This window comes from Thioclava sp. ISO4, assembly GCF_058105145.1.
In genome coordinates, this window is sequence record NZ_CM176571.1 from 3,485,538 (window position 1) to 3,508,488 (window position 22,951).

Genomic DNA, 22,951 nt, shown 5'->3' on the forward strand with positions numbered 1-22,951 from the left:
CCGCTGCCCCCGGCGAAATGATGTGATTTTTCAAAACCATCGCGCGCGCACCCGCCCCGGTCGCGGTGGGCTATACTTGATATGCACAGTTTAGTATGTGTGTGTCGCCCGAAGAGCACGGAGGCCAGACCTGTCATGGACTCACCAGAAAGCATCCAACAGCATTTGGCTGCGATCGTGGAAGGCTCGGACGATGCGATTATCACCAAGGACCTCGACAGCATCATCCTGAGCTGGAATCGCGGCGCGGAAAACCTGTTCGGCTACACTGCACAAGAAGCCATCGGTCAGCCGATCACGATCATCTTTCCCGACGACCGGATGGATGAGGAGGTCGATTTCATCGCCCGTCTGCGGCGCGGCGAGCGGATCGCCCATTACGAAACGGTCCGCCAGCGCAAGGATGGAAGCCCGATCCCGGTGTCGCTGACCGTCTCACCGGTGCGCGATGCCGATGGCCAAGTCGTCGGCGCATCGAAGATCGCGCGCGACATCACCTTGCAGCATCAACTGGCCGAGCAGCAAAGGCTGCTGCTGTCCGAGATGCGCCACAGGGTCGGCAATGCTTTCGCGGTGGCCGCGTCGCTGATTGCCGTCGCCGCGCGGCAGACAGACAGCGCAGAGCAGCTCAGTTCCGAGATGCGCAGCCGCCTTCACGCGATCGCGTCGCTCAACTCGATGACCGTGAACGACCCCTCGGGCGAACAACCCGATGGCATGCCGCTCTCCTATCTCGTGAGCACGATCCTGAAACCCTTCAGCGAAGGGGCGAGCGTCCAGACCTCGCTTCCGGATATTCAGGTGCGCCCTGCTGCGATCACGCCGCTGACGCTCGTTCTCTTCGAGCTTGCGACGAATTCGGTGAAATATGGGGGCCTGTCGCGGGACGGTTATGGCGTCGAAATAAGCACCGAGATCGAGGACGGGCGCTTCCGACTTGCATGGAAAGAGCCCGGCGTGACCGAGGCGGGATCTGGCAAGAGTGAAAGCAAAGGGTTCGGCACGTCGCTTTGCCGGCTCACCGTGTCGACCTCGCTTGGCGGGAGCTTCTCGCGCGAATTCACGCCGGAAGGATTGGTCGCGGCTTTGGATCTCGATCTGGCCATGGTAGCGCAGATGCCGTGAGACAGCCGGGCGCAGAGCTGCCCCTGCGATCTGGGTTTCAGGCGTCGCGATTTGCGTCCGGGCCGAAGAAAAGGCTACGTATGTCGCGAAGATAAAAAGAAAATCGCGAGGCTCGACCATGGCACCGGACGGAAGCACAGCAAAACCGGCAGAGCTTCGGCACCGGATCATGGCCGGTTTCATCGGCAACGTGGTCGAATGGTATGACTTCGCGCTCTACGGCTATCTTGCAGGCGTCATCGCCCCGGTCTTCTTTCCGTCCAACGACCCGACCGCGGGGCTGATCGCGACCTACGGGATTTTCGCGGCCGGTTTCCTGATGCGTCCGCTTGGCGCGGCGGTGTTCGGCTGGTTCGGCGACCGCTACGGGCGCGCGCGCACGATGCAGATCTCGGTCGTGATGATGGCGATGCCGACGCTGTTTCTGGGCATATTGCCGACCTATGCGCAGGTCGGTGTTCTGGCCCCGGCGCTTCTGGTTCTGGTGCGGCTGTTGCAGGGCCTGTCGGTCGGCGGGGAGTTCTCGTCCTCGGCCACATATCTTGTCGAAACCGCGCCCCTGAAGAAACGCGGTCTGACGGGGAGCTGGGCCAATATAGGCTCCATGTCGGGCTCGCTACTGGGGGTCGGGGCGGCCGCGCTCGTGACGAACCTCTTCGATGCGCAGACGCTCGCGGAGTGGGCGTGGCGCCTGCCCTTCCTCGGCGGCGCGCTCCTTGGCACGGTGGCGATACTGATCCGCCGCAACCTGCACACATCAGAGCATTTCCAACAGCACCAGGAGGGGCGCGACGAGACATCGCCCCTGCTCGAAGCCTTCACGACGAACCGCAGAGAGACGCTTCTGGCGGTAGCCTTCGCGGCCAGCTACGGCACCTGCTACTACATCGCCTTCGTCTATCTTCCGGAATGGCTGTCGGGTCAGGGCTTGATGGCGCGAGACACGGCCCTGCTGATCAACACCGCGATGACGGTGCTCGTGATCCCGGCGATGCCGCTGGCGGCAATCGTGGGCGACCGGTGGGTGCCGCGCCGGGTCTGGATCGCTCTGGCGATCGGGCTGCTGGCGCTGGTCGCATGGCCGCTGCACGAGTGGATGCTCGTGTCGGGCGGCGCATTGCTGCCCGTGGTCGTAGCACATGCCGTGACCTTCCTTCTGTTGGCCGTGCCGCTGGGCTCCGGCCCCGCCCTGTTCGCGGAGATGTTCCCCGAGCGGGACCGGCTCTCAGGCTATTCCGTCGCCTTCAATATCGGCCTCGGCATTTTCGGAGGCCTCACGCCGATGATCGCCACGAGCCTCATCGCCGCGACCGGCATGGTCACCGCCCCTGCGCTCTACATGCTCGCGGCGGGTTTGATCGCAGTGATTGCACTTGTACTGACCCCGGATCGCAGTCGCGCGCCTTTGCGCTGACCGAAGCAATCCCGCGAAACCGGATTGGAGGCTGGACCGATCACGGGGATGCGCTATCACGGTGACGGCGCGATCCCTCTCGAAAGGTGTGGGGCGCCATCGACCGTAAGACGTGCAGAAGGAACGCAGACCGGATGGAACAGCGCGGAACCGACCGTCTGAAGCTCGCCCTCCTCGCGCTTGCTGTAGCGGCGCTGGTGGTGGGCCTCGCCTTCTGGGCGGCTGGCGCGGACGCCTTGGCGAAAGCCAGTTGGACCGTTGGCGTCGTGCCCACCCTCGCCGCGCTTGTCTTCGAGATCTCTCGCAGCCTCCGGCGCGGCGAAGTCGGTCTGGATATCATCGCGGCGCTGTCGATGACTGCCGCGCTCGTCTTCGACGAGACCCTCGCCGCGGCGGTCATCGCGGTGATGTATTCCGGCGGCACCTTTCTTGAGAGCTTCGCCGAGGGCCGCGCCCGGCGCGAAATGCACGACCTGCTCTCGCGTGTCCCACGGACCGCGACCCGGCATCGCGATGGCGGGCTGGAGGATATTCCACTCGACGAGATCGCCCCCGGAGATCGGCTGCTGATCCATCAGGGCGACGTGGTGCCGGTGGACGGAACATTAGCCTCCGAGACGGCCTTTCTGGACACCTCGGCGCTGACCGGGGAGTCCCTGCCGGTGCGTCTGGCGCATGCGGCCGACGTCATGAGCGGCTCGACCAACGCAGGCGAGGCGTTCGACCTGATGGCGGTGCGGCCTGCGAAGGACAGTACCTATGCCGGGATCGTCCGGCTGGTCGAGGAAGCGCAGGCCTCCAAGGCGCCGATGTCGCGCCTCGCGGATCGCTGGTCGCTGGGCTTTCTCGTGGTCACGATCGCCATCGCTTTCGCGGCCTGGTGGTTCACCGGAGACCCGATCCGGGCCGTCGCCGTGCTCGTGGTCGCCACGCCCTGCCCGCTGATCCTCGCCGTGCCGGTCGCTCTGGTGGCAGGGCTCTCGCGCGCGGCGCATTATGGCGTGCTGATCAAGGGCGCGGGGCCGCTCGAGACGATGGCGCGCATCGGCACGCTGGTCCTCGACAAGACCGGCACCCTGACCGAAGGCCGCCCGCAGATCGTTTCCATCGACAGTCACGACGGGATGGAGGAGGATGAGATCCTGCGCCTCGCCGCAGCCCTCGATCAGGCCTCGAAACACCCGGTGGCACAGGCGATCGTCACCGCCGCGAAAGAGCGCGGCTTCACCCTGCCCGTCCCGTCGGATGTGGCGGAAATCGCGGGCGAAGGTGTCGTGGGCCATGTCGATGGGCGCAAGGTCATCGTCGGTGGCGACGACTTCGTGGCAGCGCGCGTCGGGCGCAAACCGGGCGATCACCCGACGATGGCCGCCGGAGCGGTCCTCGTCGCCGTCGCGGTGGATGGGCGCATGGCCGGGCATCTGGTGATGGCCGATCCGCTGCGCGAAGATGCGGGCGCCATGCTCGACGGGCTGCGTCACGAGGGGATCGAAAGGATTCTGCTCGCCACCGGCGACCGGACCGATGTGGCCGAACGCGTGACCGAGGGGCTTGGCCTCGACGGGCTGCGCGCAGGGCTCACACCGGACCAGAAGGTTCTCCTCGTGCTGTCCGAGCGCAAGCACGGGCCGGTCATGATGGTGGGCGACGGTGTGAACGACGCGCCCGCGCTCGCCGCGGCAGATGTCGGTGTCGCCATGGGCGCGCGCGGGGCCGCCGCCTCGGCCGAAGCGGCGGATGTGGTGCTTCTCGTCGACCGGATCGATCAACTGCGCGCGGGCATCGAAATCGCCGCATCCTCGCGGCGGATCGCCTTCGAGAGCGTCGCCGCCGGGATCGGCCTCTCGGTGCTCGGCATGATCGCGGCTGCCTATGGCTACCTCACGCCGGTGGAGGGCGCCATTTTGCAGGAAGCAATCGACGTCGCCGTGATCCTGAACGCCTTGCGCGCCCTTCGGATCAGGCCCAAGTGAGGGCGGCAAACGACTTCGCGCCCTCACCCGAACCTGTGCTCACCAGTCCTATCGCAGGTAGACCTGATTGCCGCTGCGCACGACGCTCACCCTGTCGCCGACGCGGAACGCGTTCGACATCTGGATGACGGTGATCGAGCCGCCATTGTCGAGCCGCACGGTCCACGCATAGGACGTGTAGGTGCCGCCCTGGCTGGCGATGTTGCTGCCGATAATTGTACCCGCGATCGCGCCCGCGCCGGTCATCACGTCCTTGCCGGTCCCGGAGCCGAACTGGTGACCGATCACTGCGCCGACGAGGCCGCCCGTGACCGCGCCGACGATCTGGTCGCCGTCAGCAGTGCGGCGCATCGTGACCGGCTGCACCGAAACGATGCGGCCATATTCGATGCTGTCATAACTGTAGGTAGTGCGCGTGCCGGGGGCCGGGCCGTTATAGGGGCCGTTGGCATAGGGACCGGGCGTCGGGTTGCAGGCGGCAACGCTCAGCGCCGCCGGCAGAACAAGAAGAAGAATACGCATTTTGAACCTCCATGGTAGCTCCGCCGCATGTCTGAGACATCCGGGCGTAAGAAGAGCTTGCCGCGATTCAGGCCGCATTTCTTTGTTTTCGGACAATAAGAGAAAATAAGTCGCAGGCGGAGGCCGCGTCGCGAAAAAGCTGCCAATGGAGCATTAGCTTGCACTCATCAGCAATAACTCAACTCCGAATCGCAAGATTCATCCATTGCAAACAATAGGTTACCATTCATCACGTTGAATGCGTGGGCATAAGCATGCACTCTGACGGCATAAGCGTGCGATTTTCGACCAGAAACTTGGCAAAGGAAAAGGCCCGCGGAACGCGGACCTCTTGCAGCTCGAACAGTTCGGGAGTTTTCAGTCGTCTTTTTTCAAATGTTCAAGCAGGACGATCGGATCAAAAGCAGCTTCATAATCTTCGATCTCGAACGGCGAAAACCCCACCGGCAGTCCATACATCCGCGAAAACGATTGAGAGAAATGATCGATCGTGCAGTTCGTTTCACCAGCACACTTGCACAGCACAAACGCCTCAATAATTAGTTCGATGACCAGCCCCCAGCGGTTTGCGCATGCAAAGCTCAACCTCTTCAAGAAGCCCTCGGTCGACAGTTCATCAAAGCAGAGCTCGACCTCGTCTGCGAAACTGTAGGCGAGGTCGTTCAATTCCTGCAGGTCACGGGGCAGCCGGATCTCTGAGCTACCCCCTGAAATTCGGACACTGACATAAGCTACGATTTGCAGTCTGCTGATCTTCGACGAGAAGGAGATCAGAGATGTCGAAACGCAAGCAGCACGCGCCCGAGTTCAAGGCAAAGGTCGCGCTGGAAGCCCTGAAGGGTGAAGAGACAGCGGCCGAACTGGCGAGCCGGTTCGGGGTGCATCCGACGATGATCCATCAATGGAAGCGGGCCCTGCTCGAAGGCGCGTCCGGCGTGTTCGAGCGCGGGGGCCGCAAGAAGCCCGAGATCGACGAGGAGCAGGTGAAGGAGCTCCACGCCAAGATCGGGGAGCTGGCGGTGGCCAACTCTTTTTTGGAACGAAAGCTGAAGCCCTGGGGCGGGAAGTGAGGCGCGGCATGATCGAGCCTCACCACCCGGACCTGTCGATCGGCCAGCAGTGCAAGCTGCTGTCGATCGCGCGCTCGTCTTTCTACTACACCCCCAAGGGCGAGACCGAACAGAACCTCGGCCTGATGCGACGGATCGACGAGCAGTTCCTGGAGACCCCGTTCTTCGGCGTCCGGCAAATGACCTGGCATCTGCGTAACGACGGACACTTGGTGAACGAGAAGCGGATACGGCGACTGATGCGCCTGATGGGGCTGATGCCGATTTACCAGAAGCCCAACACCAGCAGGCCCGCAAAGGGCCACAAGACCTATCCCTACCTGCTGCGAGGTCTGCGAGTGGATCGCCCGAACCAAGTCTGGTGCTCGGATATCACCTACCTGCCCATGAGGCGCGGATTTCTATACCTCGTTGCGATCATGGACTGGCACACGCGAAAGGTCTTGGCCTGGCGGATCTCGAACACGCTGGAGGCCGACTTCTGCGTCGAAGCGCTGAACGAAGCCGTCCACAAGTTCGGCCCGCCCGAGATCATGAATACCGATCAAGGGTCTCAGTTCACGTCCTTCGCCTGGACGGACACGCTGCGTCGATCCGGCGTGCGCATATCGATGGATGGGAAAGGCCGCTTCCTGGACAACATCTTCATCGAGAGGCTGTGGCGCACCCTGAAATACGAGTGCGTCTACCTGCACGCTTGGGAGACAGGATCGGAGACGAAGGCGGCCATCCGGAAATGGATGACCTTCTACAACCACCAGCGCCCTCACTCAGCCCTCGGCGGCAAGCCACCGGCGCTGGTGTATTGGCAGAGAAATGATATCAACCAACCCGGTCAGCAGGTGCAACGAGTAGCTTAATTTACGTCAGATCCTGTCCAAGAGATGGGGAGTAGCTCACTTTCCACGTCATCCTACGGGAAAGCAGGATCGTGATGATCCGCGCTGGCTGCCCGCTTGGCATCATGATGTTTTCTGCGTGGAAAGAGGTCAGCAGCTTCTTAACTTCATGAGTTTTGCCCAGCCTCGATTGACCGGTAACCATCAAACCGCGCGCCTCAAAATCCTTACCTAAAGAGGCCTTCGCGTAGTAATCAGTGACGCACCAGCGCAATGCTTCATGCAGCTGTTCCGCACGCGCAAATGGGTAGCTGGCTTCCTTCAGCGGTGCGACCGCGGCAATTGCCTCCATATCTAGAAAAGACGTCATTGAAGCCCCTTCACTTTCTCAGGGCGCCCGAGAACGCCATGGCTTTTCTCCGAAGACGCATCGGAGGCTTTGGCTCCCACCGGTGCTTTCTTCTTTGACTTTCGCGGCGACAATTCAGGCGTTTCCCCGTCCAAATTTGAACTGGTAAGCAATTCTTCGCGTCCAGTGCCCTCTTGCGGCACAATCGACTCGGCTTCGAGCAAGCCCCCGTCTTCGGCGAGAACGATCCGCTCGCAACGATCGAGTTCTGCGAGACGTCCAGGTTCGACCGTGTTCGAAAGCTGCTTCACGGGCGCGACCCTCGCGCCGGCGAAAACCGCGCGAGCCATCTTCCGACACTCATCGATAGTGCTGTAACTCCGTAGTATCTTCCGGTCCGCACTGATCGCTGCGAGCATGTCGCGTCTTTGGCGGCGGGTCTCGACCAGACGGTCTTCGTGGATCTGTTTGGAGACAGGGTCTTCCTTCCTCCATACCGCCATCAAATCGAGGATTTCCGGCAATGTCATATCGGCAAAGGCCGTTATCTGAAGCTTCACCTCGAGGATTTCTTTGGATTTGGGCAGAACAACTGTCGCGAGATTCATGTCATCAGGATCGACGAACACTTTGACTTTTCCCGAAACCCTGAGGTCATCCCGTTGCTTCTGAAGCTCGTCAGAATTGAAGAAAACACCCCCAAATACCCGCACGCCCTCGTCCGTCGGGGTGACGCTTTCTTCCCATCCGAGGTGGATCCGTCGCAAGTTCGTATCCATAGGCCGCACATGCCCACGCAGATCATTGATTTCCCGATATACATCTGCGGGCCGCCGCCCCCCCATCCCGACGCCGAAATGGGGAAGCGAAGGGTATTCGTCGATAAAGAAGCACGTCAGGATTTTGTAAAGTTCTTCGACATTCAGCACGCCGTTTGCTTTTGCGTCGTAACCCGGAAGTTCACCCGGTTTCCGGCCGGTGTATCCCGTGATCAGCTTCAGCAGAACTGACTCCACCGTCCCAAACATCCTCTCAATATAAGGCTTATCGGTGGATGCGTATGTGCGCGCGATGGTATTCATGGACGCGCAGCCCATGAGCGCAGCAATGGTCTGACTGTTTCGAAGACCAGGCCCGTTATCATTTTTGACATGTCCAAGACCCGTCGCCCATGCCGGCTCGCCGGAGCAACCATATTTCCGTTTTTCACGGAACTTGTCGCGGGTTGCCATTCGCAGGAGTTCGAGTGTCGCCTCCGCCTTCGGCTGATCGCTGATTACCCACGCCAGGGGCATACGCGATGCCACATCGATCATCACGAGGATCGTCAGTCGCGTGCGTATCTCCTCATCGATTTTTTTAAGTGCTTCTTTCTGCTCATTTGTTAGTCGATGCCAAATGCCCTTCATCTTCGCCGAAATCACGAGGGAAGCCTTGCACTCGTCCATTTCAACATATTCGCCAATCAACAACGAACGAATATCGGTGCTTCCACGCCCCCTAAGATTGCGCGCTTCGCGCTCTCCTTTGACTGCCACCGCAAGCACTGTCGGCGAAATCAGCCGATCACGAAATGCCTTGAGACTCGAATTTGACGGCATTATCAGCGCGGGCATTCGATTGTGCATCCGCTCCGTATTTGCCGCCCCGACCAAACCCTCGAGATGCTGCCTCACATTCGCAATGGAATAACCTTTCTTGTCTAAGCCGAACTCATTCCAAGCGTTGAACATTAAGCGTTCAAGTTCGTAGCAGAGCCTCGGCGTCCGATTTCCTTTCAAATGATCTAACGTGACGAGCGCATCGAGAGGACTCACATCCGACGGGAGTGCTTCGTAGACTCGATAATATTTGAGGAGGGTTCGCCCCTTATACAGGATCCATCGCGCACTCCGGCCGCCGTGTTCGAGCTTCAGATATACCGTTTGACCAAAAAGCGCGGTGACAACCTTACGAAGGAACTTTCGGTTTGGTGCCTGATCCAGAAACCGGGCCGTTATTTTCAACTTTGGATTTCCGCTTTCTTCTCGGCGCGCCGCAATCAGCAGCTCGATCGCTTTGCAAATCGAAGTGTTGAATTTAGCAATTTCTTGCTGCTCCTTGGAGAGCGCTTTTGACGTTTCATAACCGCCAAGCCGTTCACTAGGGTCAGGACCCATTGATTTCAGCAGAAGGGCATGATTCACCGCACGAAAACAGAGCGGTGACATGTCTGATCTATTCTGGCTGAGCGATGCGCAGATGGCGCGTCTGGAGCCCTACTTTCCGAAGTCCCATGGTAAGCCGCGCGTCGATGATCGGCGCGTCCTGAGCGGTATTATCTTCATCAATCGTAATGGGTTGCGATGGCGAGATGCGCCGAAGGAGTATGGCCCCCACAAGACGCTCTATAACCGTTGGAAGCGTTGGAGCGACAAAGGCATCTTCGCGAAGATGATGGCCGGACTGGCTGCCGGGCATGGCGAGAAGAAGACCGTGATGATTGACGCCACTTACCTGAAGGCCCACCGCACGGCGTCCAGTCTGGGCGTCAAAAAGGGGGGCGCGGCCGCCTGATCGGACGGACCAAGGGCGGCATGAACACGAAACTGCATGCCATCTGCGACAGCCAGGGACGCCCTCTCAACCTGTTCGTAACGGCAGGACAGGTCAGCGATTACATCGGTGCCCGGGCGCTTTGCGACAGTCTTCCGGATGTCGACTGGCTGCTCGGGGATCGCGGTTACGACGCCGACTGGTTCCGCGAAGCGTTGAAAGACAAGGGGATACGCGCCTGCATCCCGGGCCGTAAGCAGCGGAAGACACCGGTGAAGTATGACAAGCGCCGCTATAAACGCCGCAACCGGATCGAGATTATGTTCGGCAGACTCAAGGACTGGCGGCGGGTAGCCACGCGATACGATAGGTGCCCGAAGGTCTTCCTCTCGGCCATCGCTCTCGCCGCCACGGTCATCTACTGGCTATGAGTCCTGAGCCTACGGCAGAGATTGGAACGCCTTTTTTCGAGGGATGGAAATCGCAGGGGTCATCTGGAAAGTCCGGCCTCACTCCTTTGATCCTGCGTTGCTGGCCGGAATCTCCAAAGCAATCTGGGCAAACTAAAGTCACGTCAAATATTCCTTTTTTCAGTATGCTTTACTCAATGGTGCGGCTACCTACGTTTACTCCAACGCGCGATTTCTTCCCACTGCAAATAGCGGCTTTTGCTCGCGCAGAAGGTTCACTCTCCGCCCTTCGTGTCCGCCTGCACGTTTATTCTGCACCTGGCACGACCGGCAACTCAGAGCTGGGAGCGGACGAATATTCCCTCAATGAAGGCTTGGAGCGGGCGCAGCAGTTTGGACCGAACATGTCTGTGCTCCATCACGCGAAGTGTGCGGGAGCTTGCACTTCGCCGCGGCGACCATGAACGTCCGGAATGCGGCGCCAACGCGCCTTCGTCGCAGGTCGTACCAATGGCGTTTGGATCGCGCTCTCTCAGCATGTCATACGCTTTTCTGCAGCTTGGCTTTTCCATCGCAGTCTGGGAAGCGGACACAACTGAGGAATGCTCCATATCGGCCGCGCCGTTCGACTAACCATCCTGCTTCGCAATTGGGGCAGGCCCGCTGGCTCTCGCCGCAATCAGCGCAAAGCAGATCTCCACTGGTTCGGGAACGGACCGGAAGGCCGATACCGCAGGCAGGGCAAGCCGGCATGCGACTACCGCACAATTTCACATGCTCGCAGCGATACCAGTCGCGACCGTCCTTGCCTGCCATGTGAAGCAGACGCCCGCCGCAAGTCGGGCATGTGTGCGTGTGCTTCTGGGCCTCCAGAGGCACGACCACGCCGAATTCGGGCTCTTTCATCAGCTCTTCGATGAAGACGGAGGGACGCGCTTCGGATGCAAGGATTGTCACGGTCCGCCGGGCCCGGGTCACGGCGACATACATTACGCGCCGCTCTTCGGCGTTCGGATATGGTTCGGCTTCGGGTGAAACCAGGCTGAGAAGAGGATCGTCGACGATCATCGACGGGAAACCCATCTTCGCGTTGTCGGCACCGAGGATTATCACGTGATCGGCTTCCAGGCCCTTCGAGGCATGAATGGTCTTGAAGGAGATCGTCGCCCCGGGGTTCTGGCGCTGAAGCCGCGCGACATCGGGCCTAAGGAACCGATATCGCCCGAGGATCAGGATCGACGGCTTTGCGCCCCCCTTGCCTTCAGTGGCGGCAAGAGCTGCCACGGTGTCGTTCAAGGTTTTCTCCCCGGTGTCGCGGCGTGTCCAAGCGATCTTGATCGAAGGCTCGTCCGTCTCGCCTGCCGGGATCACCGTCTTGGTGATCTGAGCGGGGTTACGGAGAACGAAGCGACGGGCGGCCAAGGCGATCTTGTCCACGGACCGGAAGGTCCGGCCGAGGTCGACGGTGCGATGGACACCAGTGGCTCCTGCAAAGGTGCCGCCGAACTCCGCGCCGAAGTTGCGCATGATGTGAATGTCCGACCCGGCGAAGCGGTAGATCGACTGCCAGTCGTCACCGACGGCGAACACCTTGGCGTCGGAATGCTGGCGCTTGAGTGCCTGAATCAGTTTCGCTCGCCCGGTCGAGATGTCTTGAAACTCGTCGACGAGAATATGCTTGAACGGGCTCTGATAGCGCCCACTTTCGACAAAGGCCGTGGCGCGGTTCACCATGTCCTCGAAATCGATCCGATCACCCAGGCGGGATTGATATTCCCGGAAGGCGGCGCCGAATATCTTCAGGAATGCTTCGGCACGCTTCCCCATCTTCAGCGTTTGCGCCTTATCCGAACAGTCCTCGACCCGGTACCCGCCGTTCTTGAAATGACGCAGAAAGGTGCCCATTAGCGAGGTAAAGCTGTCGACCGCGCCGACCTCGGCCACACGGTCGTAGATCTGGATGTCCGAGACCGGCCGCAGCGTGACGTGGGGTTTGAGCTTTTCGGCAAGAGCCTCGAGCAGTCGCCCTTCTGCACGCTCCCAGCTGTAGGTTTCGACCAGAATCGTCTCGTGCTCGGCATGGACTTTCCGCTTCCAATCCATGCCCTCAAGGTATTCATCGCGGTCGACATAGGGCGCCGTGGTCAACTCCTCCACGCCGTCCTTGCCGCGGGTTTTGCGTACGCCGAAATGCTCGATGTAGACGCCGCTTTCTGTCAGCCGGAAATCCGGCGTGTAGACGCGACGCCCGGTCTTCTGGAGCTTGTGCTCGTAGCTCGGCTCGTATTCGTAGGCGATGCCGTTCCGGAACAGCCAGTTGGCGATCAGCAGCTCTTCGAAGCTGTTAACCGTCTCCCCTTGCAGCGTCCGCAGGTTACGACTTTCGATCTGCGCATACCATTCGTGCTTGGTCTTGAAGTCCCACTCTGTCGGGAAGTCGTCGAAAAAACCGGCGAACCATCCGATCACGGTATGCGCGATGTCACTGGCGGTCGCCACGATGTGCCGAAGGATCACCTTCATGAGGGATAGGAAGGCCTTGTCGTCCGTCGCGGTCGGCGCCAAGGGGGGCTTCTCCCCTTCCACCTCACCGATGATCTCGTAGGCCAATGCGTGGAAGGTGCGCGCCGCCACGGGGACCCCGCACCGCGCCTCGATGCGCTCGGACATCTCGGTTGCAGCATCTTTGGCGAAGGCCAGGAGCAGGAGCTCGCTTGGCTTCCGTATCTCCGTCTTCACCAGGAATGCGGCCTTGGCCGTGATAACGCTGGTCTTGCCGGACCCCGCGCCGGCCAGAACCAACGTTGCATCCTCGTCGACGACCACCGACAGGCGCTGTTCCGGTGTCAGCGGCATGGATTCGACCGTGTCGAAGAAGTCTTTCCACCGAAGCAGCTGAGCTTCCACGAACGTCTCGATAGCCGCGTCCCGGACGGCGTTCGGATCGGCAGCGAAGGCCGCGATCGGGGCGATCCGGGAGATCACCTCGTCGCCAACGGCCTCGGCGTTCAGCTTGGAAAGCACGCGGCTGTTCAGATCGGCTGCGTCGCGCGCCAGCGGCGCTACATGGCATGCGGCAGGATAGACATCCGGCACCTTGAACACATCGAGCGCATGCAGGATGCGTCTGACCGCGGCGTCCTCCTTCTCCAGCTCCGCCCAATTGAAACTCGCCCAGGCGGTCGTAGCCGCCTCTGCGAATGTTCTGGCCGCAGAGGCATCCACCGCTGGCAAGGACAGGTTGCCGCCGCCGCCAAGATCGAGCGACAGCGACGACGAAAGAAGGCCTTTCCTCACTGAGGGGCGCGTCGCGATAGCGTCAAACCCTATCCAGGGCGAACCCGCCCCGCGTGCGGCAATGCCCCTGTCTTGCAGCGTCAGGGACCTTGGATGTCGACCGAGAGGGTCAACCAAGAACCTCAGGAAGGATTTTGAGGCGAGGTTCATTTGCACCAAACTACCAGTCTTTTCCAAGGTGTAGCAGATTTCGGACAGCCGGGAACCTTTCCGGACGCATTTCAAACGCGAATGGGCGCCTACCCTGCTCATTTATTTCCGAGAATACATCTGACCGGCGACTTGCTGGGCCGGGACTCCCGATTGCCACGGGCAATGGCGAAGTTTTTTCTTCGCCCCGCAGACTATTGGCCAATCTCCATTTCGAGGACCGAAACGAAGACCGGTGAGCCCAAGAGAAGAAAAGGAGGGGCACCCCGGAAGCGACTGCGGACAGGCTTGATGCTGCCACGAACGGCAGACGCGCAACCAAGGAGGACCACCATGCTGCGTAAGTTCCCAACGAAGACCCTGCCCGCAGATCTGCAACTCGCTGCCGTTCGCGCGCATTTCGACGAGCACGGTTCTGCAATGTGCAATGCGGCGGCGCTAATCGGGGGGGAAGCAGGAACGGCTCGCGTCCTGCGTCTCATGTCCGTGTTACGCGAAACGACGCGCCTGGGTCGGGAGGCGCGACGAAGGCTGGTCGATCTGCACCGCCTCTTGTCTCTCGACCCGGTCATCGATGGGTTCGAACCCGACCTTTCGTCCTGGGTTCTTCTCGATCCCGCGAGCCCGGAGGTGGAAGAGCTCTGCCTGCTCACCGACCGCCTCTATGACCTTCTGGTCGAGATCGGTGAACTGGACGATGAGCGGGACGCGCTGGCGCTTGCCCTCCCGGCGCAGGACGCGGCCTGAACTAAAGCGCCGACCATGCGCAGTTTGCACGGTCGGCGTCATGCTCCGGAATAAGCGCAAAGCGCAGCCTCCCGACAGGGCGGGCACCATCTGGCGGCGGTACGGCCCAAGAATAGAAAAACTCATGCACCCAGTAGTTTTCTTCTTCGTCATCCCGATGAACGACCAATGTTCTCGTCACCAGCACCCAAGAACGGCCTTCGCAACCAGCCGAAAGGACCCTGCCAACGCCCCAGCATCTCCCCGCGACGGAACATGACGCCGATGAATCAGGCACACCAGCACCGTTTCCGCCACCGCATGAAAGGGAGATCATCATGCTCAACACCACTACACTCGACACCTCCGATGCGCGTCTCGGCGCCGCCTATGCGGTGGAGCAGCACCTCCGCCGCCACGGTGCGAGCCTCTGCGACCTGCTCGACGCGCTCGATGATCAGAGTGGGTTCGCGGCGCTCTGTGACCTGCACGGCGCGTTCGGGCAACCGATTCCGGATATAGATGCCATCGAGGTCGCCCTCCGCGACATCCGTCGCATCCTGGCTGACCAGGCGCCGACGTCGCTCGACAGGATCGGTCATGAGAGGGGCTTGCCAGCCTCCGAGATGACCCTCTGGCATGGCGCGCGGGTCAGCGACCTTCTCGCGCGGTTCCGTCATGCTGACTGAGACTGGGGCACGCTGTGCCCTACAGGTGGCGCGCCAGCGCCGCCTGAGCGTCTATCCTGACGAGTTCGGGATGGAGCAGGATATCTACGACGTGACGCTGTGGCTCATCGAGAAGCACAGCCTGTCTCGTGTCCACGTGTGGGTGGACCGGCACTACACCCAGATCGGCCGGGAGATCGCCGGCGTGACCGTCATGACTTCGCCGAGCCACCCCGCGCGGCTGACCGAGGCGGCGCACGAGGCGTTTCTCGCGCTCGGCTACACGATCGAAGACACTCGCGCAGACACTTACGGCCACCAGTTCTGCGACGGCCATCACTCGAAGCACAATGCACTGCGGGCGTATGGCCGGATCGAAGTGGCAATCAAGGCATTGCGCGCGCGGCAATGACTAAGAGCCGTCGACTGCCTTAAGACTGGCAGTCGGCGGTCACTCCCACAATCGGGCATTGAAACTTGCTGCTTCTCGCGAAGGAAGCCCCACGGCCTCCCGGGGGTGAAACAGAACGCGGCCACTATGAAGCGAAAACGCGAAGACTTGCTCGAGCTTCCGACGGTCTATGCGATCGGACGTAAAGCTGGTATCAATTTCCAGCAGAAAAAACAACGCCACCAAGGCACGGCATCCCGGAACCGGCCGAACATGTCAGTCGCAATATGACCCTCTTGCCGATTTCGAACCCTTCGCCAGCGCCACGAGAAACGATGCTCTCTTACCTTTCTCGACTCGCCGCGACCTGGGACACAGACGTCGTCGAAGTCGCCAACGATATGGGCACCTCGTTCAAGCGGTTTCTGGAACATGCCCCCGAAGCATTCGAAGCCCTCGCAGTGTGGGCCAATCTCGATTCAGAAGTTTTGGAAGACATGCTCTCCTGGACTGGCGTTCGGGCAGGGAACGTTCGGATGGGGTTTCGTGGAGAGATTTTCGTGTCCCGCGCGCTTCGCAATCCTGTAATGCGGGGGTGTCCCGTCTGCCTCCGTGAAGACGCCATGAAATCTGACGGCCCGACGACCTCAGCCATGGTGATGCGCGGTGATTGGCAAATGCGGGAGGCCAACGTCTGCCTTCGGCACAAACACCTGCTTGTAGAGCTCTGGACCTCCAAAAACCCCAGAGAACGATACGACATTGCAACGCGCTTGTCCGTGATCCAATCTGAAATACTCGCAGGCAACTTTGACCTGCCGATCGTGGAGCCCACGCCCTATGACATCTGGCTCGACAGTCGCCTTCGGGGCGGCCGGGACGAAACGTGGCTCTCGGAACATCCGTTGTTTGCTGCGACGACTTTCTGCCGTCTGCTGGGGCAGGTTATTCTCCATGCCAAAGGCGCCGGTGACGATCTGTCGCCCGGCGCCCCTCATGCAGCAGGCTTCGAGATCGCCAGGCAAGGCGGGCATGTCGTGCGCGAAAGCCTGGGAGAGGTTGCACGCGCATGTGATGCCGAACCCAACAAGGCGTTTGGATCACTGTTTGCGAGCTTAAATCGTGATTACGCAGAGGACGAGGGGTTCGAGACTTACAGGTGCTTGCTGCGAGACGTGATACTTGACCACTGGCCGATCGCTGCCGGTAAGGAACTCTTAGGAGAAGTCGTCGAAGAGCGCCGAGTGCACTCACTTACCACAGCATCACAAGAGACAGGCATCGGAACCGGGGCACTCGAGCACTTCTTGGTAGAGGCCGGGGCGTTTCCCGGTGATGATGACCGCCCCCCTCGTCGCCGCTTGTTCGATGCGAAATCATACGCCGATCTTCTAACTGAAATCCCGACCCTTATCGGGCCGATCGCCATGCGTGAAGCCATCGGCGCCACCAAAGCGGAACTGGAAGCTTTGGAAGAGGAAGGCCTCTTGATACCACGCACGCGGGTTGCCAAGGTCAAGAAACCTTGGCGATTTTCAGATGGAAATAAGTTCGTCGATGACCTCTCTGCGCAGGCAGAGCTGGTCAGAGAAGATGACGAATCTTGGGAAACGCTTCTGCTCGCTCGCCGGCGGACTCGGGTGAGCTTGCGAGACCAGATCAAGGCAATGAACAACAAACAGCTGACCCTCGGAAAGCGGGCCGGGATTCCAGGCCTCCATGGGCTTGTGATCAAGAAATCCGAAGTCGATTGCCTTCGCGCTTCTTTACCCAACAATTCAAACTCGGGAGTGGAGGACCTTTCCAAGAGTAGGCCGCCTGGGCTGGTGAGCGCCGTAGAATTCGGCCGCTCTGTTGGGCTGCGAGATCGTGGGCACTTTATCTCGCTGATTGAAGCGGGCCATGTTTCGGCCATCCGACAGAAGAACCCCAAGACTGGGCGCCAGCAATACTGGCTTTCTGCCGAAGACATCGCTTCCTTCCACGGCCGCTTCGTTACGCTCACCACCCTATCCAATGAGACGGGGCTCCATCGCAACACCCTGAAGAGCCTTCTCGAAGCGTCCCGAGTCGCACGCTTCGCGCTACGCGATCAGGACTTCGGCGCGATCTACTTGCGTGAAGAGGTTACTGGCGCTCTCCAGTAGAGCGTGTCGAGCGATCCGGTTTGCGATTGCTGAGTGACCACGCCGCAACCTGAAGTTTTTCGGCTGCAAGCGCAGCGGGACGGAAACTATCATTCTTCGACACACTGCGAGAATTCCGCGATCTCGAGAGAATTCTCTTGACACGGGTGCGCACGAAAATCCGCGATTTTGCGCACTCTTATGCCCCCTTGGCAAAAGCGAGGATTTTGGCGATCCCTCGAGGACTCGAACCCCGAACCTGCTGATTAGAAGTCAGCTGCTCTATCCAGTTGAGCTAAGGGACCGCTTGGCCCCTAAATGCGCGATCGGGGCGCGTGGTGCAAGTTCAGATCGCGCGCATCAGGAAGACGGAATTCGGATCGGGCTGGTAGCCGACATAGGGCCCGCATTCCGCAAAGCCCGCGCGCAGGTAAAGCTGGCGCGCCGGAGCGAAGGAGTCCTGCGATCCGGTCTCGAGATAGAGCCGCGCCATCCCTTCGTCGCGCGCCGCGTTGATCAGCTGATCGAGCATCCGCTGCGCGAGCCCCTGCCCGCGCATCTCGGACAGGATGTGCATCGATTTGATCTCGCCTTCATCGGGCGCGATGCGCTTCAGCGCGCCCATCCCGACCGGGCGCCCCGCCTGACGCATCACGAAGAAGGAAATGCCGGGCGCAGCCAGCGCATCGGGCGGCAGCATATGGATCGACTCGGGCGGCGTATCTTCGTGCATCGCCGCCGCGTGGCGGGCGTGAAGCTCTGCGAGATCCGCGCCCAGCGGGGTCTCGCGCGAGATTTCGATCGTGTCTTCCATGGGGCGTCCTCATCCGTGTCGGCGGCAGATTAGGCGCGGCGCGCGCCCGGCTCCAGCGCGAAAACGCCTCAGTTGCGGATGACTTTGCAGAACCCGCCTCGCCCGCGGATTTTCTCGCAGGTCGCCAGCGCCTCCTTGCGCGAACCTGCCGGGACTTGCGCCGTGTATTGCGCGCGCCGTCCGAAACCGGGCATCACCGCGCGCACGAAGCGCAGTTCGGCGTCCCCAATCGCACCGGAATGACGCGCAGCGGCCCGTTCCCCGAAGACCTCGGCCGACCGCTGGGTGCGCCCGGCGGCCACGATCACGCCCCAGGGCGGGACCGGATCGCGAAACTCCCGGATCGCCCTGCCCTTCGCCAGTTTGGTGCAGGCCGCAAGGAAAGGCGTCTCTCCGTCGAGCCGGAAATCCACTGTCTCGGGCGGGGCGTCGCGCCAATCCTCCGCCGAATGGCCGGTGATCGCGCGCACATAGGCGCGGGTCTCGCCCGCAAGCCCGCCGGACTTCGCGATGAACCCCGCCGCACGGTCCTCGCCGCCGTTATAGCCGATCGCCGCGAGGCCGGGATTGCCGAAGCGCGTCGCCATCTCGGCCAGATAGCGCGCCGAGGCTTCGATCGCTTCGGCCGGATTGAACGGGTCTCCAAGCGCGCGCAGCCGCGCCGTGCCGGGCATGAACTGCGCGATCCCCTGCGCCCCCGCCGGGCTGATCGCCGCCGGATCGAACCGGCTCTCGCGCCACAGAAGCCGTGCGAAATAGCCCGGGTCGATCCCCGCCTCCCGCGCCGCGCTTTCGATAAGCCCGCAGGTATCGGCGACGTAATTCGTCAGCCCGATGCAGCGCCGCCCATCTTCGGTGCAGCGCAAGTCCGGCGCCGGAGGCCCGATCATCGCCCGGACGGGCTGCGCGTTCAGCGCCCCTGCGAGGGCACAGAAGATCAAAGCGGATAGGAAGGCTCGCATGGCCGAAAATTACCGGGATTCCCGGAATCGCGCCAGAGCGACGTCGAGGCCCGCAAAACGCAAAACGGCGCTGCAGATGCAACGCCGTTCACGTAATTCACTGGTGAGAGCGTGGCCCTCAGTGCGTCCAGTTCGCGCGGCGGTCGGTCGCGAAGTTCTCGCCATAGCCGCGGGCACGGACGTTCGGGGCGCGCTTATGGGGCTCGGTCACGACGTAATCGATGCCCTTTTCCTTGGCATAGGCTTCCGCCGCCTCGCGGGTCTCGAAGCGCAGCCGCACCTGGGCCTGCGTGTCGTTGGAGCTGGTCCAGCCCATCAGCGGGTCGATCTCGCGCGCGTCGGAGGCGACATAGTCGAGATACCAGAACCGCGTCTTCGCGGTGCCCGATTGCATGGCGTTGCGGGCGGGTTGGTAGATGCGCGCGCGCATGGGCAAACTCCTCTGCGATACCTCTGGCTTTTCTTAGTGCATCTGAGCCAAATCGCAAGCCCCGGAGCGCAATGGCGAAAGAGGCGCGACGATTGTGCATGACATCCCGGACCCGGAACGAGCGCCCCGTTCGCCTGTCCGAAGGATACCGAAAGCACCGGTAAGATGAGGAACTGCCGACCGGCTGGGGAGCAAGGGGTGGGGGTGGTGCGCCGGCCGGCAGTCTGATGCTGCTTGCGTCGAAAATATGCGCGCAGCCCGCCACGAATTCAAGGCGAAGCGAACCGCAAACCACTGTTAAATATGAACAATTCTACGGTATGCGTTAAGCATTCCGCAACCTCCCTCGCAAGCACTTGAATGCGAACGAAAAGAGGACAACTTTGGGGGGCAAGCAAAAGGTCTGCGCGATGCCTCACAACAATACCAATCTGCCCTCCGAACGCCCCGACGTGCTCACCCGCCCCAAGCTGGAAGGCGGCAAGCGGTTCGTGATGCACACCCAGTTCGACCCGGCCGGCGACCAGCCGACCGCGATTGCGGAACTGTCTTCCGGTGTCGAGGCGCTCGAACGCGATCAGGTGCTGCTGGGGGCGACCGGCACGGGCAAGACCTTCACCATGGCCAAGGTGATCGAGGAAACCCAACGCCCCGCGATCATCCTCGCGCCGAACAAGACGCTGGCCGCGCAGCTCTACGGTGAGTTCAAGAGCTTCTTCCCCGACAACTCGGTGGAATATTTCGTCTCCTACTACGACTACTACCAGCCCGAAGCCTATGTGCCGCGCTCGGACACCTATATCGAGAAGGAATCGCAGATCAACGAGCAGATCGACCGGATGCGCCACTCGGCCACCCGGGCGCTGTTGGAGCGCGACGACGTGATCATCGTGGCCTCGGTCTCGTGCATCTACGGTATCGGCTCGGTCGAGACCTATTCGGCGATGACGCAGGACCTCAAGGCCGGCGATCTGATCGAACAGCGCAAGTTCATCAACGAACTGGTGGCCCAGCAATACAAGCGACTCGATGCGGCCTTCCAGCGTGGCGCCTTCCGCGTGAAAGGCGACACGGTCGATCTGTGGCCGGCCCACTTGGAGGATCGCGCCTGGCGCTTCTCCTTCTTCGGCGAGGAACTGGAGGCGATCACCGAATTCGACCCGCTGACCGGGGCGAAGACCGACAGCTTCGACCAGATCCGCATCTATGCGAACAGCCACTATGTCACGCCGCGCCCGACCCTGCAGCAAGCCGCGAAGGGCATCCGCAAGGAGCTGGCGCTCCGGCTCAAACAGCTGGAAGAGGAAGGCAAGCTGCTGGAGGCGCAGCGCCTCGAACAGCGCACGAATTTCGATCTGGAGATGCTGGAGGCGACCGGCGTCTGCAACGGGATCGAGAACTACTCGCGCTACCTCACCGGCCGCGCGCCGGGCGAGCCGCCCCCCACCCTCTTCGAGTTCATCCCCGACAACGCCATCGTCTTCGCCGATGAGAGCCACGTCACCGTGCCGCAGATCGGCGGCATGTATCGCGGGGACTACCGGCGCAAGTTTACGCTGGCCGAACACGGCTTCCGCCTGCCGTCCTGCATGGATAACCGCCCGCTCAAATTCGAGGAATGGGACGCGATGCGCCCGCAATCGGTCTTCGTCTCGGCCACGCCCGCCGCGTGGGAGCTGGAACAGACCGGCGGCGTCTTCACCGAACAGGTCATTCGCCCCACGGGCCTCCTGGATCCGGTTGTTGAGATCCGCCCGGTCGAGACGCAGGTGGATGATGTGCTGGACGAGATTCGCACCGTTGCGGCGCGCGGCTATCGCACATTGGTCACCACGCTGACCAAACGCATGGCCGAGGATCTGACCGAATACCTGCACGAACAGGGCGTTCGGGTGCGCTACATGCACTCCGACATCGACACGATCGAGCGGATCGAGATCCTGCGCGACCTGCGCTTGGGCGCGTTCGACGTGCTGATCGGGATTAACCTTCTGCGCGAAGGTTTGGACATTCCCGAATGTGGGCTGGTCGCGATCCTCGATGCCGACAAGGAGGGCTTCCTGCGCTCGGAAACCTCGCTGATTCAGACCATCGGCCGCGCCGCGCGGAACTCCGAGGGCCGCGTGATCATGTATGCCGACAAGATCACCGGCTCGATGCAGCGCGCGATGGACGAAACCGACCGCCGCCGCGCCAAGCAGATCGCCTATAACGAGGAACACGGAATCACGCCCGAGACGATCAAGAAGAATGTCGATGACGTTCTGGCCGGGCTCTATCAGGGCGACACCGACATGTCGCGCGTCACCGCCAAGGTCGATGCGGTCAAGCCCGGTGCGAACCTGCAGGCGCATCTCGACGACATGCGCGCCAAGATGCGCAAGGCCGCCGAGGATCTGGAATTCGAGGAAGCCGCCCGCCTGCGCGACGAGGTGAAGCGTCTGGAGGCGGTCGACCTCGCCGTCCACGACGACCCGCTCGCGCGGCAATCGGCGGTGGAGGCGGCGAGCGAGGCCGCGGTCAAGGCGCAGGGCCGATCGACTGCGGGCCGGCCGGGTCAGCGCGGGGGCGTGAAGCGGAAGAAGGGGCGTTAAGCCGCCTTCTGCACCGAGGGTCGCCCCTGCATCTTCAGCCGGATTTCCCCGTCCGACCAGCTCCCTTTGATGAGCAAATCCCGGTTGCGCAGGATCGGATAGGCCTCGACCCAGTCGCGATAGCGATCATTGGTCACGATCTGCACGTCGAGTTGGGTTGCAGCGTCCAGCAACAGAGGATCGGCAGGCGTCCCCTTCGGCGCCACTTGGACGTGATCGTTCGGCAAGCCAAGCGAGCGCGCCAGAGACCGCTCGTTCCGGTATTGGCCCGAAAGCAGGTAGCCCGCATTCGCATCGAACCACACCAGAGGCGTCCGCCCCTGATCGCGCAATGCCGAGATCAGATCGCGGACCGGCACGAGGTCGGGCTGTTCATCGCGCCAATGCATGACGTTGGACCCGTCGACCAACACATATTGGGGCACCGGGGCGCGTGACGCCTTGAACCTGCGCCAAACGAAGAAAAGAACGAAGAGCCAGATTGCTGCCAGAACCGCATAAGGCATGGCGAGCGAAGGAAATTCACTATTCGCTAATAGATCAAGCATCTATGGAC

19 protein-coding genes and 1 tRNA gene are annotated in these 22,951 nt (G+C 61.4%); 10 read left to right on the forward strand and 10 right to left on the reverse strand.

The genetic code is table 11. From position 1 onward, the window contains the following. Positions 1 to 135: 135 nt before the first annotated feature. From AC2TZ7_RS17090 to AC2TZ7_RS17100, 3 genes are all read left to right on the forward strand, one after another. A complete protein-coding gene (locus AC2TZ7_RS17090) occupies positions 136 to 1,125 on the forward strand; it encodes a PAS domain S-box protein (RefSeq protein ID WP_489865117.1) in 990 nt (329 codons plus the stop codon). Between the two features lie 118 nt (positions 1,126 to 1,243). Next, a complete protein-coding gene (locus AC2TZ7_RS17095; protein ID WP_489865118.1) occupies positions 1,244 to 2,539 on the forward strand; it encodes an MFS transporter in 1,296 nt (431 codons plus the stop codon). 134 nt (positions 2,540 to 2,673) lie between these two features. Next, positions 2,674 to 4,512 (forward strand): heavy metal translocating P-type ATPase, encoded by a 1,839-nt coding sequence (locus tag AC2TZ7_RS17100; protein ID WP_489865119.1) that lies wholly within the window; start codon positions 2,674 to 2,676, stop codon positions 4,510 to 4,512. 48 nt (positions 4,513 to 4,560) lie between these two features. On the opposite strand, the gene AC2TZ7_RS17105 is transcribed toward AC2TZ7_RS17100, so the two are convergent. Next, positions 4,561 to 5,034, reverse strand: coding sequence for an outer membrane lipoprotein (locus tag AC2TZ7_RS17105; RefSeq protein WP_489865120.1), 474 nt, complete (start codon positions 5,032 to 5,034; stop codon positions 4,561 to 4,563). A gap of 357 nt (positions 5,035 to 5,391) precedes the next feature. Further along, complete coding sequence (locus AC2TZ7_RS17110) at positions 5,392 to 5,700, reverse strand: hypothetical protein (protein WP_489865121.1); 309 nt, start codon at positions 5,698 to 5,700, stop codon at positions 5,392 to 5,394. Positions 5,701 to 5,810: 110 nt separating this feature from the next. Between AC2TZ7_RS17110 and AC2TZ7_RS17115 the strand changes: the two genes are divergently transcribed. Next, positions 5,811 to 6,964 (forward strand): IS3 family transposase gene (locus AC2TZ7_RS17115; protein WP_489864349.1). Its coding sequence is split into 2 segments (ribosomal slippage): positions 5,811 to 6,063 and positions 6,063 to 6,964, totalling 1,155 coding nucleotides; the frame shifts between segments, so codons are not numbered across the junction. A gap of 1 nt (position 6,965) precedes the next feature. Here the strand turns inward: AC2TZ7_RS17115 and AC2TZ7_RS17120 are convergent. Together AC2TZ7_RS17120 and AC2TZ7_RS17125 are read right to left on the reverse strand one after the other, a co-directional pair. Then, on the reverse strand, positions 6,966 to 7,313 hold the full coding sequence (locus AC2TZ7_RS17120; RefSeq protein ID WP_489865122.1) for a hypothetical protein: 348 nt from the start codon (positions 7,311 to 7,313) through the stop codon (positions 6,966 to 6,968). After that, entirely contained in the window at positions 7,310 to 9,502 is a 2,193-nt protein-coding gene (locus AC2TZ7_RS17125; RefSeq protein WP_489865123.1) for a TnsB C-terminal domain-containing protein, read from the reverse strand. The genes AC2TZ7_RS17120 and AC2TZ7_RS17125 overlap by 4 nt, the downstream gene beginning before the upstream one ends. On the opposite strand from AC2TZ7_RS17125, the gene AC2TZ7_RS17130 reads away from it, so the two are divergent. After that, positions 9,501 to 10,258, forward strand: a protein-coding gene (locus AC2TZ7_RS17130; RefSeq protein ID WP_134330913.1) for an IS5 family transposase whose coding sequence is annotated in 2 segments (ribosomal slippage) — positions 9,501 to 9,822 and positions 9,822 to 10,258 — 759 coding nt in all. Because the reading frame shifts where the segments join, the coding sequence is not laid out codon by codon here. The genes AC2TZ7_RS17125 and AC2TZ7_RS17130 overlap by 2 nt on opposite strands. A 519-nt stretch (positions 10,259 to 10,777) precedes the next feature. On the opposite strand, the gene AC2TZ7_RS17135 is transcribed toward AC2TZ7_RS17130, so the two are convergent. Next, positions 10,778 to 13,462, reverse strand: a complete 2,685-nt coding sequence (locus tag AC2TZ7_RS17135) for a UvrD-helicase domain-containing protein (RefSeq protein ID WP_489866841.1) — start codon at positions 13,460 to 13,462, stop codon at positions 10,778 to 10,780. 555 nt (positions 13,463 to 14,017) lie between these two features. On the opposite strand from AC2TZ7_RS17135, the gene AC2TZ7_RS17140 reads away from it, so the two are divergent. The 4 genes from AC2TZ7_RS17140 to AC2TZ7_RS17155 all read left to right on the forward strand — a co-directional run bounded on the left by AC2TZ7_RS17140 (position 14,018) and on the right by AC2TZ7_RS17155 (position 17,616). After that, entirely contained in the window at positions 14,018 to 14,431 is a 414-nt protein-coding gene (locus AC2TZ7_RS17140) for a hypothetical protein (RefSeq protein WP_489865124.1), read from the forward strand. Positions 14,432 to 14,748: 317 nt separating this feature from the next. Then, positions 14,749 to 15,099, forward strand: coding sequence for a hypothetical protein (locus tag AC2TZ7_RS17145; protein WP_489865125.1), 351 nt, complete (start codon positions 14,749 to 14,751; stop codon positions 15,097 to 15,099). 70 nt (positions 15,100 to 15,169) lie between these two features. Then, complete coding sequence (locus tag AC2TZ7_RS17150; protein WP_489865126.1) at positions 15,170 to 15,490, forward strand: hypothetical protein; 321 nt, start codon at positions 15,170 to 15,172, stop codon at positions 15,488 to 15,490. Between the two features lie 266 nt (positions 15,491 to 15,756). Further along, on the forward strand, positions 15,757 to 17,616 hold the full coding sequence (locus AC2TZ7_RS17155) for a TniQ family protein (RefSeq protein ID WP_489865127.1): 1,860 nt from the start codon (positions 15,757 to 15,759) through the stop codon (positions 17,614 to 17,616). Positions 17,617 to 17,823: 207 nt separating this feature from the next. On the opposite strand, the gene AC2TZ7_RS17160 is transcribed toward AC2TZ7_RS17155, so the two are convergent. From AC2TZ7_RS17160 to AC2TZ7_RS17175, 4 genes are all read right to left on the reverse strand, one after another. After that, positions 17,824 to 17,900, reverse strand: a tRNA-Arg gene (locus tag AC2TZ7_RS17160). A 41-nt stretch (positions 17,901 to 17,941) separates the two neighbouring features. Further along, positions 17,942 to 18,409 (reverse strand): GNAT family N-acetyltransferase, encoded by a 468-nt coding sequence (locus AC2TZ7_RS17165; protein ID WP_489865128.1) that lies wholly within the window; start codon positions 18,407 to 18,409, stop codon positions 17,942 to 17,944. 68 nt (positions 18,410 to 18,477) lie between these two features. Next, a complete protein-coding gene (locus AC2TZ7_RS17170) occupies positions 18,478 to 19,275 on the reverse strand; it encodes a lytic transglycosylase domain-containing protein (RefSeq protein WP_489865129.1) in 798 nt (265 codons plus the stop codon). Positions 19,276 to 19,489: 214 nt separating this feature from the next. Further along, entirely contained in the window at positions 19,490 to 19,801 is a 312-nt protein-coding gene (locus tag AC2TZ7_RS17175; protein ID WP_078520323.1) for an ETC complex I subunit, read from the reverse strand. Positions 19,802 to 20,211: 410 nt separating this feature from the next. On the opposite strand from AC2TZ7_RS17175, the gene uvrB reads away from it, so the two are divergent. Further along, positions 20,212 to 22,395, forward strand: a complete 2,184-nt coding sequence (gene uvrB / locus AC2TZ7_RS17180; RefSeq protein WP_489865130.1) for an excinuclease ABC subunit UvrB — start codon at positions 20,212 to 20,214, stop codon at positions 22,393 to 22,395. Here uvrB and AC2TZ7_RS17185 read toward each other — a convergent pair. After that, entirely contained in the window at positions 22,392 to 22,943 is a 552-nt protein-coding gene (locus AC2TZ7_RS17185) for an NYN domain-containing protein (RefSeq protein WP_489865131.1), read from the reverse strand. The two genes, uvrB and AC2TZ7_RS17185, sit on opposite strands and share 4 nt — an antisense overlap. Positions 22,944 to 22,951 lie beyond the last annotated feature (8 nt).

Coding starts and splice junctions, on each gene's coding strand:
- AC2TZ7_RS17100 (WP_489865119.1), top strand. CDS start 2,674: ATGGAACAGCGCGGAACCGACCGTCTGAAGCTCGCCCTCCTCGCGCTT.
- AC2TZ7_RS17140 (WP_489865124.1), top strand. CDS start 14,018: ATGCTGCGTAAGTTCCCAACGAAGACCCTGCCCGCAGATCTGCAACTC.
- AC2TZ7_RS17120 (WP_489865122.1), bottom strand. CDS start 7,313: ATGACGTCTTTTCTAGATATGGAGGCAATTGCCGCGGTCGCACCGCTG.
- AC2TZ7_RS17105 (WP_489865120.1), bottom strand. CDS start 5,034: ATGCGTATTCTTCTTCTTGTTCTGCCGGCGGCGCTGAGCGTTGCCGCC.
- AC2TZ7_RS17125 (WP_489865123.1), bottom strand. CDS start 9,502: ATGTCACCGCTCTGTTTTCGTGCGGTGAATCATGCCCTTCTGCTGAAA.
- AC2TZ7_RS17165 (WP_489865128.1), bottom strand. CDS start 18,409: ATGGAAGACACGATCGAAATCTCGCGCGAGACCCCGCTGGGCGCGGAT.
- AC2TZ7_RS17185 (WP_489865131.1), bottom strand. CDS start 22,943: ATGCTTGATCTATTAGCGAATAGTGAATTTCCTTCGCTCGCCATGCCT.
- AC2TZ7_RS17175 (WP_078520323.1), bottom strand. CDS start 19,801: ATGCGCGCGCGCATCTACCAACCCGCCCGCAACGCCATGCAATCGGGC.
- AC2TZ7_RS17155 (WP_489865127.1), top strand. CDS start 15,757: ATGACCCTCTTGCCGATTTCGAACCCTTCGCCAGCGCCACGAGAAACG.
- AC2TZ7_RS17090 (WP_489865117.1), top strand. CDS start 136: ATGGACTCACCAGAAAGCATCCAACAGCATTTGGCTGCGATCGTGGAA.
- AC2TZ7_RS17150 (WP_489865126.1), top strand. CDS start 15,170: ATGGAGCAGGATATCTACGACGTGACGCTGTGGCTCATCGAGAAGCAC.
- AC2TZ7_RS17095 (WP_489865118.1), top strand. CDS start 1,244: ATGGCACCGGACGGAAGCACAGCAAAACCGGCAGAGCTTCGGCACCGG.
- uvrB (WP_489865130.1), top strand. CDS start 20,212: ATGCCTCACAACAATACCAATCTGCCCTCCGAACGCCCCGACGTGCTC.
- AC2TZ7_RS17145 (WP_489865125.1), top strand. CDS start 14,749: ATGCTCAACACCACTACACTCGACACCTCCGATGCGCGTCTCGGCGCC.